The 14,144-nt window shown below is 76.1% G+C and carries 13 protein-coding genes; 10 read left to right on the top strand and 3 right to left on the bottom strand.

The genetic code is table 11. From position 1 onward, the window contains the following. The first annotated feature begins 24 nt into the window (after nucleotides 1-24). The 7 genes from ACFPK1_RS05905 (at nucleotide 25) to ACFPK1_RS05935 (ending at nucleotide 8,107) form a co-directional block, all read left to right on the top strand. Nucleotides 25-2,658, top strand: a complete 2,634-nt coding sequence (locus tag ACFPK1_RS05905) for an ATP-binding protein (protein ID WP_378019965.1) — start codon at nucleotides 25-27, stop codon at nucleotides 2,656-2,658. Nucleotides 2,659-2,775: 117 nt separating this feature from the next. After that, entirely contained in the window at nucleotides 2,776-3,504 is a 729-nt protein-coding gene (locus ACFPK1_RS05910; protein ID WP_378019966.1) for an AzlC family ABC transporter permease, read from the top strand. Beyond that, entirely contained in the window at nucleotides 3,501-3,806 is a 306-nt protein-coding gene (locus ACFPK1_RS05915; protein WP_378019967.1) for an AzlD domain-containing protein, read from the top strand. Before ACFPK1_RS05910 ends, ACFPK1_RS05915 begins: the two co-directional genes overlap by 4 nt. Further along, nucleotides 3,803-4,516 (top strand): PIG-L family deacetylase, encoded by a 714-nt coding sequence (locus ACFPK1_RS05920; RefSeq protein ID WP_378019968.1) that lies wholly within the window; start codon nucleotides 3,803-3,805, stop codon nucleotides 4,514-4,516. The genes ACFPK1_RS05915 and ACFPK1_RS05920 overlap by 4 nt, the downstream gene beginning before the upstream one ends. A 145-nt stretch (nucleotides 4,517-4,661) precedes the next feature. Next, nucleotides 4,662-5,966 (top strand): iron-containing alcohol dehydrogenase, encoded by a 1,305-nt coding sequence (locus tag ACFPK1_RS05925; protein WP_378019969.1) that lies wholly within the window; start codon nucleotides 4,662-4,664, stop codon nucleotides 5,964-5,966. A 39-nt stretch (nucleotides 5,967-6,005) separates the two neighbouring features. Next, a complete protein-coding gene (locus ACFPK1_RS05930; RefSeq protein WP_378019970.1) occupies nucleotides 6,006-7,433 on the top strand; it encodes a GAF domain-containing sensor histidine kinase in 1,428 nt (475 codons plus the stop codon). Continuing rightward, the gene (locus ACFPK1_RS05935) at nucleotides 7,430-8,107 is read left to right on the top strand and encodes a MadR family response regulator transcription factor (protein ID WP_133825781.1); all 678 of its coding nucleotides are present in this window, start codon (nucleotides 7,430-7,432) and stop codon (nucleotides 8,105-8,107) included. Before ACFPK1_RS05930 ends, ACFPK1_RS05935 begins: the two co-directional genes overlap by 4 nt. 73 nt (nucleotides 8,108-8,180) lie before the next feature. Here the strand turns inward: ACFPK1_RS05935 and ACFPK1_RS05940 are convergent, their stop codons facing one another. Then, entirely contained in the window at nucleotides 8,181-9,065 is an 885-nt protein-coding gene (locus tag ACFPK1_RS05940) for a sigma-70 family RNA polymerase sigma factor (protein ID WP_378019971.1), read from the bottom strand. Nucleotides 9,066-9,146: 81 nt separating this feature from the next. Between ACFPK1_RS05940 and ACFPK1_RS05945 the strand changes: the two genes are divergently transcribed. Continuing rightward, a complete protein-coding gene (locus ACFPK1_RS05945; protein ID WP_378019972.1) occupies nucleotides 9,147-9,599 on the top strand; it encodes a carboxymuconolactone decarboxylase family protein in 453 nt (150 codons plus the stop codon). 62 nt (nucleotides 9,600-9,661) lie between these two features. Here ACFPK1_RS05945 and ACFPK1_RS05950 read toward each other — a convergent pair whose 3' ends face one another. Then, complete coding sequence (locus tag ACFPK1_RS05950; protein WP_378019973.1) at nucleotides 9,662-10,198, bottom strand: winged helix-turn-helix transcriptional regulator; 537 nt, start codon at nucleotides 10,196-10,198, stop codon at nucleotides 9,662-9,664. Nucleotides 10,199-10,257: 59 nt separating this feature from the next. Here ACFPK1_RS05950 and ACFPK1_RS05955 point away from each other — a divergent pair, with 59 nt between their 5' ends. Both ACFPK1_RS05955 and ACFPK1_RS05960 read left to right on the top strand, forming a co-directional pair. Next, on the top strand, nucleotides 10,258-11,640 hold the full coding sequence (locus tag ACFPK1_RS05955) for an MFS transporter (RefSeq protein WP_378019974.1): 1,383 nt from the start codon (nucleotides 10,258-10,260) through the stop codon (nucleotides 11,638-11,640). A 32-nt stretch (nucleotides 11,641-11,672) separates the two neighbouring features. Beyond that, nucleotides 11,673-12,197, top strand: coding sequence for an OsmC family protein (locus ACFPK1_RS05960; protein WP_133825776.1), 525 nt, complete (start codon nucleotides 11,673-11,675; stop codon nucleotides 12,195-12,197). A 122-nt stretch (nucleotides 12,198-12,319) separates the two neighbouring features. Here ACFPK1_RS05960 and ACFPK1_RS05965 read toward each other — a convergent pair whose 3' ends face one another. Then, the gene (locus ACFPK1_RS05965) at nucleotides 12,320-14,014 is read right to left on the bottom strand and encodes an FAD-binding oxidoreductase (protein WP_378019975.1); all 1,695 of its coding nucleotides are present in this window, start codon (nucleotides 14,012-14,014) and stop codon (nucleotides 12,320-12,322) included. Nucleotides 14,015-14,144: the final 130 nt, after the last annotated feature.

The raw sequence follows: 14,144 nt of genomic DNA on the forward strand, positions 1-14,144 counted from the left end.
TCTCGATCACTTAGTGTCACGGGTGTGGACCTGCTCGAGCGCGAGGACGAGCAGCGCCTCCTCGCGCGCGCCTGGCGGGAGGCGCGCTCCGGCGCGGGCTCGGTCGTCCTGCTCGCGGGGGAGTCGGGCATCGGCAAGACCTCGCTGGCCCGGCAGTTCGCCGCGGGCCTCACCGGCGGCGAGGTCCTGTGGGGCGTGTGCGACCCGCTGGGCGTGCCCCGGCCCCTCGGCCCGCTCCACGACGTCGCCGACGACCTCGGGGAGCCGATCGCCCGGCTGCTGCACACCGGCGCGCCCCCCTACGAGATCCACCGGGTGCTGCTCGACGTCCTCGGCGCGCGCCCGCTGCTGCTCGTCGTCGACGACCTGCAGTGGGCCGACGAGGCCACCGTCGACCTGCTGCGCTTCCTGCTGCGCCGCATCGCGGGCACCCGCTCGCTGGTCCTCGCCACCTACCGGGCCGACGAGCCCGACCCGCAACCGGCGCTGCGGGCCCTGCTCGGCGACGTCGCGCGCACCCCGGCCGCCACCCGCCTGGAGCTCGGGCCGCTCTCGGTCGCGGCGGTCACCGCGCTGGTCGGCGGGCGTGCCATCGACCCCGACCACCTGCACGCGCTGACGCGGGGCAACTCGTTCTTCGTCACCGAGGTGGTGAGCCAGGGCGGGGTGGGCGAGCTGCCGGTCTCGGTGCGCGACGCGGTCCTCGCCCGCACGGCGGGCTTGGACGCCGAGGCCCGCGACCTCGCCGACCTGCTCGCCTGCGCCCCCGGCCCGGTCCCGGACACGCTGCTCCCGGCGCTGGGCGTGGGCATCGGGCCGCTGCGCACGCTCGACTCCGCGGGCCTGCTCGCGCGCGACCGCCGCGGCATCACCTACCGCCACGACATCTGCCGGCTCGCCGTGGCCGGCGCGATCCCGCCCGGCGGCGAGATCGCCCTGCACCGGCGCATGGTCGACGCCCTCGAGACGCTCGCCGACCCCGACCCGGCGGTCCTCGCGCACCACGCGCTGGCCGCGGGCGACGACGGGCGCGTGTTCCGGTACGCGGCGCGCGCGGGCCGCGTGGCCGCCACGGCCGGCGCGCACACCGAGGCGGCCCGGTTCTTCGCGACGGCCCTGGAGCACGCCCCGCCGGACGCGCTCGGCGCCCGGGCCGGGCTCTGCGAGCTGCTCGCCCACGAGCTCTTCCTCACCAACCGCCTCGGCGAGGCCATCGCCGCCTGCCACCGGGCCATCGGGTGGCACCGGGCGGAGGGCGACCTCGACGGCGTCGGCGCCGGGCACCGGTCGCTCGCGTCGTTCGAGTGGTACCACGGCGACCGCGAGCTGGCCGTGGAGCACGCGGCGACCGCGATCGAGGTGCTCGGGCCCCGGGCCGCGCCCGGCACTCCGGCCGCCGCGCTGCTGGGCCACGCGCTGGCGGCCCGGGGGTTCCTGGCGATCCAGGACAACGACCTCGCGTCCGCCCGCGAGCTCCACGACCGCGCCCGCGCCGTCGAGACGGACGGGACCGACGACGCCCTCGAGGTCCGGCTGATGCTCGTCGACCTCGTCAGCTCGATCATGACCGGCGACGCCGCCGCGCGGGACCGCCTCCTCGGCGCCCTCGAGGCGGTGGGCGACCAGGTCAAGGTCGAGCACTCCACCTGCTGGACGCAGCTGGCGAACCTCGACGTCGAGCAGCGGCGCCTCGACGCCGCCGAGAAGGTCCTCGACCGGAGCCTGCCGCTGACCGTGCGGTGGGAGTACCCCATCTGCGAGCACTGGCAGCGCGGGGTGCGGGCGCGCCTGCGCGTCATGCGCGGCGCCTGGGACGAGGCCGTGCACGACGCGGACGGCGTGCTCACCGAGAGCGGGTCGCTGCTGACCCACACCTGGCCGTCGCTGATGATCGGGCTCGTCGCGCTGCGCCGCGGGGGCGACGAGGCCGACACCCACCTGGAGCGGGGCTGGGACATCGCCGCGCGGTTCGGCGAGCCGCTGCGGCTGCTGCCGGCCGCCTCGGCGCTCGCCGAGCGGAGCTGGGTGACCGGCGCGCCCGACGCCCGCCTCGACGACGTGCCGGCGCTCCTCGCGGAGGCCGGCGCCCGCCCCGGCACCGAGTGGTCCGCCGCGGAGCTCGCGGTGTGGCTCCGCCGGCTCGGGGGACCCGACCTCGGGGCGGCCGCGCCGCCGACCCCGCCGCCCGACGGCCCCTACCGCCTGCTGCTCGACGGCGAGCCCGCCGCGGCCGCGCGCCGGTGGGCCGAGCTCGGCGCGCCCTACGAGCAGGCCCTCGCGCTCCTCGACACCGGCGAGCCCGCCGAGGCGTTCGCCGCGCTGGAGCTGCTCGACCGGCTCGGGGCGGACGCGGTGGCGGCGAAGGTCCGGCGCGACCTGCGGGCGCGCGGGGTCGCCGGCGTGCCCGCCCGCCCCCGCACCACCACGCGCACCAACCCGGCGAACCTCACCGCCCGCCAGGTCGACGTCCTGCGCCTGCTCGCCGAGGGCCTCACCAACGCCGGCATCGCCGCGCGGCTGTTCATCTCCGAGAAGACCGCCGACCACCACGTCTCGGCGATCCTCGCGAAGCTCGACGTGCCCACGCGCCGCGAGGCGGCCGCGGCCGCCCGCGCGCTCGGCATCGTGCCGGACCGCCGGGTCGCGCAGCCGACCTGATCTCCGCGTCGCCGGGCGACGTGGGCGGTCCCCCGTGCCCGGCGTGGGTGGTGACGCTGAGCAACATGGGGAGCCGACACCGATGTCGCTGACCGGGGCCGGCGGCATGGTCATCCCATGTCCATCACCGAGCGTCACACCCGCAGCCGCACCATCCGGGGCGGCGAGGTCCGCACGGCCGTGCGCGACCTGGCGCCGGTCGTCCTCGGGCTCGCGCCCTTCGCCCTGCTGATCGGCGTCACCGCCGTCCGCTCCGGCGTCGGGGCCGGTACCGGGATCCTCAGCGCCCCGCTGCTCTACGGCGGCAGCGGCCAGCTCACCGCGCTCACGCTGATGGCGGGCGGCGCCGGCCTCGGGGCCGTGCTCGCCGCCGTCGGCCTCGTCAACGCGCGCTTCCTGCTCTACGCCGCGGCGCTCGAGCCGCGGTTCCGCGACCAGCCGCGCTGGTTCCGCTGGATCGCCCCGCACTTCGTGGTCGACCCGACCTACGCGATGGTCACCCGCCGCCGGGAGCTCTCCGGCGCCGACCTCGACGACCCGGCCACCTTCCGCCGCTGGTGGACGGCCGTCGGCGTGGGTCTCGGGGTGGCGTGGACGGGCCTGACCGCGGTGGGCGCCCTGCTGGCGCCGGTGCTGCCGACGTCGGCGGCGCTCGACGTCGCCGCGCCCGCGATGTTCCTGGCGATGCTCGTCCCGCAGCTGCGCGCCCGCCCCGCCCGGGCCGGCGCCGCGGCCGCCGCGATCACCGCCGCCCTCGCCGCGTCCCTGCCCGCCGGCCTCGGCCTGCTGTGCGGCATCGCCGCCGGCCTGGCCGCGGCGACCCTCACCGACCGGAGCCCGTCATGACCCTGCTCGTCTCGGCCGTCGCGACCTACGGGCTGCGGGTCGTGCTGATCACCTTGGTCCCCGCGCACCGGCTGCCCGCCGTCCTGCGTCGCGGCCTGCCCCACCTGGCCCCGGCCGCCCTCGCCGGCCTGGTCGCCGTGGCGCTCGTCGGCCACGTCGGACCGGCGGCCCCGGGCCCGGACCGGCTCGCCTTCCTCGCCGCCCTCGCGGCCGCCGGCGTCGTCGCCTGGCGTTCCCGCAACCCCGCCCTGCCCGTGCTGGCCGCCGTCGCGGTCGCGATCGTCGTGGAGGTCCTGTCGTGACCGGCACCCTGCTCGGCGTCTGGGCCCACCCCGACGACGAGACCTTCCTGTCCTCCGGCCTCGTCCTCGCGGCGCGCGAGCGCGGCGACCGCGTCGTCCTCGTCACCGCGACCCGCGGCGAGCACGGCACCGACGACCCCGCCGCCTGGCCGCCCGAGCGCCTCGGCCGGCTGCGCGAGCGCGAGCTCGAGTCCGCGCTCGCCGTGCTCGGCGTCGACGAGCACCGCTTCCTCGGCTTCGGCGACGGCCGGTGCGCCGACGCCGCCGAACCGCTGGCGGCGCGGGCGATCGCCACGATCATCGAGGACGTCGCCCCGGACACGATCGTCACCTTCGGCCCGGACGGCGTCACCGGCCACGCGGACCACCGCGCCGTCGGCCGGTGGACGACCCGCGCGCGCGACGCCGTCGCCCCCGACACCGAGCTGCTACGGGCGGTCCTCGCGCCCGGCTTCACCCGCCGCTTCGCCGCCGCCAACGCGGCGTTCGGCGTCTTCATGGACGACCCCGCCGACGACGTCGACCCGGGCCTGCACCTGCGGCTCGAGGGCGCCCGCCTGGACCGGAAGATCGAGGCGATGCTCGCGCAGGACAGCCAGACCCGGCGGCTGGTCGAGGGCGTCGGCCTCGCGGCCTTCCGGCGCTGGTGGGCCGAGGAGGCGTTCCTCGTCGACCGCCCGGCGCGGGCCGCGACGGCGGGCGCGGCCTGACCGGTGTGACGTCCCTCGCGAGCTGCTCCGATCGGACGCGTCCGAACTCATCCGTCACCCTGCCGTCGCCCGCTGTCCCTCTGTAACGTGGCCTACATCGTCGTGCGGGTCGGCCATCCGGCCGGTCGGCAGAGAGGGGGGCAGCGTGGTCCTCGTCGACAGCGTGACCCGTGCCGGGGAGTCGGTCATCGCCCATCGTCGCTCGCAGGAGCCGGTGGGCGGCGCGGCCGTCGCCCCGCCGCGGAGCCCGGCCGAACGGGCGGCCACGCGGTCGAGCACGGGGACCCCCCGCCTCGCGAAGTTCCACGTCCCGGAGATCCTCTTCGGCCCCGGCTCGCTGGTCGAGGCGGCCCACGCCGCGGTACGCCTCGGCGCCCGCCGCCCGCTGCTCGTCACCGACCCCGGCCTGTGCGCCGCCGGCTGGCCGACGCAGCTGTGTGCCCACCTGGCGGAGGCCGGGCTGCGCCCGACGGTGTGGGAGGGCGTCACGCCCAACCCCAAGGACCACGAGATCGCGGCGGGCCACGTCGTCTACCGCGAGCAGGGCTGCGACGTCATCGTCGCGCTCGGTGGCGGCTCGGTGATCGACGCGGCCAAGGGCATCGCCCTGCTCGCCGGCAACGGCGGGCGCATCACCGACTACGAGGGTGTCGACCGGATGGCGCTGCCCATCCCGCCGATGGTCATGGTGCCGTCGACGTCGGGCACGGGCGCGGACGTCTCGCAGTTCTGCATCGTCACCGACACCGCGCGCAACACCAAGATCACGATCCTGGGCCGCGCGCTGGTGCCGGACATGTCGATCGTCGACCCGCACCTGCTCACGACGATGCCCGACTGGCTCAACGCCGCCACGGGCCTCGACGCGCTCACGCACGGCATCGAGGCCTACGTCTCGCGCGCCCACAACCCGCTCACCGACCACCACGCGCTGCAGGCGATCGCGCTGGTCGGCGAGCACCTCGAGCGCACGATGGACCACCCGGCCGACGAGTCCGCGCGCACCTGCATGGCGCAGGCGGCGCTCGAGGCCGGGCTGGCGTTCACCAACGCGATCCTCGGCGCCGCCCACGCGATGAGCCACCAGGTCGGCGGGCTGCTCGACCTGCCGCACGGCGTCATCAACGGGGTGCTGCTGCCGCACGTCATCCGCTTCAACGCCGAGCCCGACCCGCACCGGTTCGTGCCGATCGCCCAGGCCCTCGGCCTGCCCGGCCGGATCGCGCCCGACTCCACCGCCGGCGCCGCCGAGGCCGCCGAGTGGGCCGCCGCCGAGGTGCGCCGCATCGCCGACGAGCTCGGGGTGCCCACGGGGCTCGGCGAGATCGGGGTGACCGAGGCCGACGTCCCGGTGCTGTCGACCATGACGCTGGCCGACGCCTGCCTGTCGACCAACCCGCGCGAGGCCGGCCAGGCGGACATCGAGACGCTCTTCCGCGCGGCGCTGTGATGGAACACGCAGCGCAGCGGAGCTGGACCCGGTAGAGCAGTGTCCGTCGACCACCACGATCTGGACCAGCTCACCGGGATCCGGTCGGGCAAGCCGTCCTTCTACATCGAGTACCTGGCCTCGGCCGAGCGGCTGCGGCGGGTCATCCATGCCCTCGACCGGATCTCCCGGGCGCTGGTGCGCACCACCGAAGGGCCGGGCACGCTCGTGCGCTCGGTCGCCGAGGCCGCCGCCGACCACCTCACCGCGCACTGGGTGGTGTTCGCCCTCGCCGACGGCGCCCTGCCCGAGGCCGCGCCGCGCCACCTCGTGCTGGGCCCGGCCGGCGAGGAGGTCGACGCCGCCGACCCCGAGCTGCCGCCGTGGGTCGTGTCCCACCTGCGTGCCGTGCGCTCGGGGGAGGGTCACCGGCACGAGGACGGCGCCACCCGGACCTCGAGCGGCTCCGGGTCGTCCGGCTCGTCCGGCTCGTCCGACATGGAGCACGACCCCCACCACCTGCACGTCCCGGTGCACCTCGACGGCGACGTCGTCGGCGAGATCGTGGCCTGGACCGGCGCCGAGCGTGCCATCGACGCCACCGACGCGTCGGTGCTGCGCGTCCTCGCCGGGCAGACGGCGGCGGCGCTGCAGAACTCGGCGCTGCACCAGCGCACGATGCGCCTCTACGGCGAGGCCAGCCGCCACGCCGAGGACCTCGCCGCGCGCAACGACCAGCTCCAGCGCACCCGCGACGCGCTGACCGTCGCCCGCCAGCGCGAGGTGCTCGACTCCGAGCGCCACCGCATCGCGCGCGAGCTGCACGACTCCGTCACCCAGTACGCGCTCTCGGCCGGCATGCAGATCGAGGTGGTGCGCTCGGAGATGCGCGACGAGCGCCAGCGCGAGCGCCTCGAGACCGCCAAGGCGCTGACCCGACGCGCGGTCGAGCAGCTGCGCAGCGCCATCTACGCGCTCAACCACTCCGGCGACCGCGGCCCGCAGAGCCTGCCCGCCATGCTCGAGGAGCTCTCGACGGTGCACATGCCCTCGGACCTGCGGGTCGAGGTGCGCCTCGAGGGCCGGCCGGTGGCGCTGTCGTCGGCCGCCGAGCGCTCGCTGTTCCGCGTGGCCGGCGAGGCCCTGTTCAACGCCGCCGTGCACGCCGAGGCGAGCGTCGCCGTCGTCCGGCTCGCCTACCGCAAGGACCGCCTGGTGCTGTCGGTGTCCGACGACGGCACCGGCGACCCCGAGCACGTGCGCCGCTCGCTGCGCGTCGCCGCGGCCGGCGACCTCGACGGCTCCCACCGCGGCCTGGTCAACATGGCCGAGCGGGCCCGCGAGATCGGCGGCAGCCTGCGCATCCGTCGCGCACCCCAGGGCGGCATCCGCGTCGAGGTCGGCGTGCCGCTGGGCGCCTGCCCGGGCCCGGTCGCGCCCGCCGGGCCGACGTCACTGAACCCCGAGGAAGCCGGGAGCCGGTCATGACCGAGATCCGCGTGCCCGCACGCACCACCGCCAAGCGCGGGGAGGTGCGCATCGTCCTGGTCGACGACCACGCGATCGTCCGGCAGGGCCTGCGCTCCGTGCTCGAGCGCGAGCCGCAGTTCGCCATCGTCGGCGAGGCGTCCAGCGCCGCCGAGGCGCTCGCCGTCGTCGCCCACCAGCGCCCGACGATCGTGCTGCTCGACCTCAAGCTGTCCACCAGCTCCGACTCCGAGGGCCTGCAGCTGTGCCGCCAGCTGACCCAGGCGCACCCCGGCGTCGGCGTGCTCGTGCTGACGACGTTCCTCGACGACCGCCTGGTGGTCGAGGCCGTCCACGCCGGCGCGCGCGGCTACGTCGTCAAGGACGTCGACACCACCGAGCTGACCTCGGCGATCCGCGCGGTCTCGCGCGGCGAGTCGGCGTTCGACTCGCGCTCCGCGGCCGCCGTGGTCCGCTCACTCAACGGCCAGCAGCCCCACGGCGACCCGCTGACCGGCCGCGAGCTCGACGTCCTGCGCCTGCTCGCCCGCGGCATGTCGAACCGCACCATCGGCCGCGAGCTGTTCATCTCCGAGACGACGGTGAAGTTCCACGTCGGCAACCTCATGCGCAAGCTCGACGTCACCCGCCGCGCCGAGGCCGTCTACGCCGCCTCCAAGATGGGCCTGATCTAGGGCCGCACCGACGCACGGGGGTGTGTCAGCGTGGCGGCCATGCTGACGTTCAACGTCAGGAAACCCCCCACGATCATCGCAGCTCCACGTCCAGGTCGGCGAGCACGTCCGGGTCGGCGATCATCTCGATCGCCGCGATCCGCCCGCCCACGACGACGATGTCGAACGCCGAGAACATCCGCCCGCCCGGCGCGTAGACGGCGCCCAGCAGGCCGTCGAGCAGCGCCGGCTGCGCCGCCCGCGCCCGCCCGCTGAACACCCGCGCGACGGCCTCGGCCCCGCGCATCGACTCGGCGACGTCGGGCGCGCCGCGGTCGCGGTAGGCCTCCGCGGCGGCGACGGCGACACGGTCGGCGCGCAGCTCGACGTCGGGGTCGAGGACGCTGAGCAGCCCGGCGAAGTCGCCCTCGCGCGCGGCGGTGAGGAAGGCCTCGACGACCTCGCGGCGACGCGCGGGGTCGGGCTCGGTCTCGGCCGACCCGCCGCGCACGCGCCGCCGGGCCCGGCTCGCGAGCTGGCGGGCCGCGGCGGGGCTGCGCTCGACGACGGTCGCGATCTCGTCGAACGGGACCGCGAACATGTCGTGCAGCACGAACGCCAGGCGCTCGGCCGGGTCGAGGCGCTCGAGGACGACGAGGAGCGCACCGCCGAGCGCGTCCGCCTGGGCCGCCCGGGCCTCGGGGTCCGGCTCGGGGTCGGCGGCGTCCGGGGCGTCGTCCATCGGGGACTCGGCCCGGGTGCCGCGCGAGCGCAGCATCGACAGCGCGACGCGGCTCGCGACCGTGGTCAGCCAGGCGCGCAGGTTCTCCACCTCGGCGACGTCGGTGCGCGCCAGGCGCAGCCACGTCTCCTGCACCGCGTCGTCGGCCTCGGCCGGGCTGCCGAGCAGCCGCAGCGTCACCGCACGCAGGTGCGGGCGGTGGGTCTCGAAGGTCTCCGCGAGATCGGTGGCGTCCATCGGTCACATCCTCGGGTCGTGGTGCGTCTCCTCCAAGACCGCCGCGCCCCGGCGGATGTGACCGCGAGACAGGAGACCATCGTGACCGGACGACTCGAGCACTTCACCCGCGCCCTGCCCGGTTTCGGCGAGGCCGTCGGGTCGATGATCGGCAGCATCCGGGCCACGGGCCTGCCGGACGGCATCCGTGAGCTCGTCCACCTGCGGGTGAGCCAGATCAACGGCTGCGCGTTCTGCGTGGAGTCGGGCACGAGGACGATGCGCAAGAACGGCGAGAGCGAGGACCGGCTGGCCATGCTCGTCGTGTGGCGCGAGGCCCCGGGCTTCACCGACGCCGAGCGGGCCGCGCTCGGGCTGGCGGAGGCGGCGACGCGCATCGCCGACCGTCCGGACCCGGTGCCCGACGCGGTCTGGGCCGACGCCGCCCGCCACTTCGACGAGACCGCGCTGGCCGGGCTCGTCGCGCAGATCGCCCTGACCAACCTGTTCAACCACGCCAACGTCGCCATCCGCCGGCCGGTGGGCGCTTGGTGATGGCCGCCACGTGAGTGATCCGGGTCGCCAGGGCGACCCATATCACTCACGTGGCGAAGCCATCACGGCAGCGGGGCCAGGAGGCGGTGGGGGCGGCGCAGGGCGACGCTGACGGCGTCGTCGCGTGCCGGGCGGTCGGCGTCGGCCGCGGGCGCGAGCAGGTACGTCTCCAGCGACGACGGCGCCGGCAGCGTCCCGCACGCGGGGCAGACGGCGCCGGCGGCGAGGTCGGCGCCACCGGCGCGGCAGTCGGCGTGCCGGAACCGGCGGCGCCCGCCGCCCGGCCCCACGAGGTGGCGATCGCCGAAGCGGGCCAGCGAGTACACCGCGGGCCACAGGTCGAGCCCCGTGTCGGTGAGGACGTACTCGTCGCGGCCCGGCGCGTAGTTCCGCCGCGCGAGCAGCCCCGCGTCGACGAGGGTCGTCAGCCGGTCGGACAGCACCGCCCGGGGGATGTCGAGGTGGGCGCGCAGGTCGGCGAAGCGGCGCACCCCGAAGAAGCAGTCGCGCAGCACCAGCAGCGTCCAGCGCTCGCCGACGACCTCGAGGGCGCGGGCGAGGGCGCAGTCCTGACGGTCGTAGTTCTGCCCCAGCGGCACGGTGACCAGCCTAGCAGTTCGGTTCAGTCATCGAACCGGACCTGCTAGCGTCCGACCCCGTGAGCTCGCCCCGCGCCACCCTCGTCATCGCCGGCACCGCGACGTTCCTCGCGCTGGTCGTGTTCACCACGCCGCTGGCGACGCTGCCGTCGACGGCGACCGCGCTCGGCGCCGGCCCGGAGGCCCAGGCCTGGATCCTCAGCTCGATGAGCATCGGGCTGGGCGTCGCGCTGCTCTCGGTGGGCGCGCTGGGCGACGACCTGGGCCGCCGCCGGGTCCTCGTGCTCGGCGCGGCGGTGCTGGCCGCGTCGTCGGTCCTCGGCGCCCTCGCGCCGAACGCCCTCGTGCTGGTGATCGCCCGCATCCTGCAGGGCCTCGGGGCGGCGGCGCTGGTCGCGTGCAGCCAGGGCCTGCTGGGCCACGCCTTCCCCGCGGGCACACCGGCGGCCCGCACCGCGAGCAGTGTCTGGGGCGCGAGCCTCGGCGCCGGCATCGCCGCCGGCCCGTTCCTCGCCGCGGGCCTCGACCGCGTCGTCGGCTGGACCGGCGCCTACTGGACGGCCGCGGTCGCGGCGGTCGTCCTCGCGGTCATCACCCACCGCGCGGTGCCCGAGTCGCGCGCCGACACCCCGCGCCCGATCGACCTGCCCGGCGTCCTCGTGCTCGCCGCCGGCCTCGCGGCCCTGCTGGCCGGCCTCGTCGAGGGCCGCTCGGGGTTCGCCCGTCCCGGCGTCCTGGCGCTGCTCGCGGCCGGCGTGCTGCTGCTCGCCCTGTTCGTCGTCCTCGAGCGCCGCCGCGCCGCCCCCATGCTCGACATGGCGCTGTTCGCCTCGCCGGCGTTCGTCGCGGCGACGGTCGGGGCGCTCGCCACCGGCATGGGGATCATCGCGTCGACGTCCTTCCTGCCCACCGTCGTCGAGCGCGGCCTCGGCAGCACCGCGATGGTCGGGGCCCTGCTGCTGCTCGCGTGGTCCGGCACGAGCGTGGTGACCGCGCTGCTCGCCCGCCGCCTGCCCGCGGCGTGGTCCGGGCGCCTGCTGCTCGCCGGGGGCCTGCTGGTCGTGGCGTGCGGTCAGCTGCTGCTCCTGGGGCTCGCGCCGGATGACGCCCCGCTCTCGCTGGTGCCCGGGCTCGTGGTGGCCGGCGCGGCCAGCGGGATCGTCAACAGCGCGCTGGGCCGTGAGGCCGTCGCCAGCGTGCCGCCGGGCCGCGGCGCGATGGGCGGCGGCGCCAACAACACCGCGCGCTACGTGGGCTCCGCGATCGGCACCACGGTGATCGCGGTGGTCGCCACCCGCCCGTCGCTCGGCGGGGGAGCGGCCGGGCTCGTCGCGGGCTGGAACGACGCCCTGCCGGTGCTGATCGGCTTCTCGCTGGCCGGCGCGGCCGCCGTGGCCACCTGCCGACCTCGACGGGTGCGCACACCCGTGACGACCGGGTGACGCAGCGCCACGTCCGGGGGAGGATCAGGGGCATGGACAAGTCGAAGCTCGCCGAGACCCAGGGCCCGCTCAAGTCGCAGTACAAGGAGGACCCCGAGTCGGCCGTCGTCACGCTGAAGGCCGACGGGGACGTCGACGGCTCCGGCATCGCGTGCCGGGTGCAGACCTCGCAGGCGCTGGTCGAGGCCGGCCTGCACCCCGCCACCGGCGGTGACGGCACCCAGCTGTGCTCCGGCGACATGCTCCTCGAGGCGCTCGTCGCCTGCGCGGGCGTCACCCTGCGCGCCGTGTCGACGTCGATGGGCGTCGAGATCCGCGGCGGCAACGTGCACGCCGAGGGCGACCTCGACTTCCGCGGCACCCTGGGCGTCGCCAAGGACGCGCCCGTCGGGTTCCGCGAGGTCCGCCTGCGCTTCGACCTCGACACGGACGCCGACGCCGACACCCTCGCCACGCTGCACAAGCTCACCGAGCGCTACTGCGTCGTCTTCCAGACCCTCGCCAAGCCGCCGGAGCTCTCGGTCGAGATGACCCCGCGCCAGGCCGCGACCGCCTAGGGCCCCGCCACGCGACGAAGGCGCCGCCCACGACGTGGGCGGCGCCTTCGCCGGTGATCAACGGGGAGTTCGGGCGCCTAGAGGCAGCGAACAGCGCGTTCGCTGCGACACCCGGGGCCCGCTCAGTCCGTGTGGTACGGGTCGTAGTGGATGTTGAGGAACGGGGTGCCGGCGTCGAGCAGCGCGTTGACGGTGGCGCGCACCATCGCCGGCGAGCCGCTGACGGTGATCTCACGGTCGGCCCAGGCGCCGTAGCGGGCGACGACCTCGCCGACCGTCCCGGTCTCGGCCCCGTGCTGGCGGCCGTCGTCCTCGACCACGGGGATGACCGACAGCCAGGGGTTCTCCTGCGCGCTGCGCCGGAGGGCCTCGATGTCGTAGAGGTCGCTCCACGTGCGGCCGCCGACGAACAGGGCGACCTTGCGGTCGGTGCCCTCGACGATCAGCTGCTCGATGATCGAGCGGGCCGGCGCGAGGCCGGTGCCGCCCGCGACCATGAGCAGGTCGGAGCGCGAGCGCGGGTCGAGCGTCATCTGGCCCATGGGCGGGCCGATGCGCCAGACGTCCCCGACGCGGGCGTGCGACACGATCGCGCGGCTCACCCAGCCGCCGGGCACCGTGCGCACGTGGAACTCGAGCACGCAGTCGGGCCCGGGCGCGTTGGCCGGCGACATCGAGCGCCACATGCGCGGGCGCTGCGGGGTCTCGACGCTGACGTACTGCCCGGCGAGGTAGGGCACCGGCTGGCTGGTCTGCACGCGGACCACGGCGAGGTCCTGGGAGATCCGGCGGTGCTCCATGACGCGGCCCATCCAGACCGCGGGGCCGCGCTCGGCGTCGGCCGCCTCGCGCATGATCTGCGCGACCAGGTCGTAGGCGCCCGCCCAGGCGTCCTCGATCTCATGGGTCCACACGCTCGGGCCCGCGGTCTCGCGGATCGCGCCCAGGAGCGCCTCGCCGACCTTGTCGTAGTGCTCACCGATGACCCCGAACTTGCGGTGATCACGGCCGAGCTGCCGCAGGAACGTCGAGAGCTCCTCGGGCCGGTCGACCATCTGCACCACGTGCACGAGGGCGCGCAGCAGCCGCGTGCGCTGCAGCTCCATCGTCACCGGGAACAGGTCGCGCGTCTCCGGGGCGATACGGAACAGCCAGCCGTAGAACAGGCTGCCCAGCTCGTCGGAGCGGTGCGCCACCGCCGCCCAGCTGGAGCGGATCAACGACACCATCTGGTTGACGTCGTTGGACGAGGACGCCTCCCGCGGGGCGGGCAGGCCGACACCGTCGGGCGTGAAGGACCCGGTGGCGGTGGTCGGCTCCGGCTGCGGCGGGGGTGGCGGCGGGGGCGCGGTCGGGATCGGGCCGAACGGCCCGGACCCCGATGACGAGCCCGCGTGCCGGCCACCCGTGAACGGCGGCGGCGGCGCGGCCGCCGGCGCGGACCCCGGATAGGGGGATCGGCCACCGGACGGCGGACCGTGCGGCCCGGGCGGGTAGGTCATCGAGCTCCCCTCGGACGCGAGGCGGTAGGAACCCGTGCGGTCGTGCCCGGGTGCGGACGGCGGGGACGAGCGGTAGCGCCCGTCGCGGTGGTCGTCGGCGATGTCGAAGACCGAGCTGTCGGACTCGGCGGGACGGGCGCCGTCGTCGGGGCGGGCGAAGGGACCGGAGGTCTCGTAGCCGTCGGGCTCGGACCGGGCACCGTAGCGGCCGTCGACGGGGTGTGCGGCGTCACGCCCGGCATGCCCCGCCCCCATCGCGCGGGACCCGCCGAGCGGTCCCCCGGCCAGGGAGCGGTCGTCCCTCGCTGCGGTCACGTCTGGTCGACTCCTCGTCCCGGATGACTGGTCTCCCCCGGCGTCGCGCCACCCTAGCGGTTGTCTTCGACCTGCGAACGCTACTCCCGGTCGCGCTGCACACCGCTCTGACGTGTGCCCGTGCGGTCAG

Source organism: Actinomycetospora rhizophila (assembly GCF_042657905.1).
GTDB lineage: Bacteria > Actinomycetota > Actinomycetes > Mycobacteriales > Pseudonocardiaceae > Actinomycetospora > Actinomycetospora rhizophila.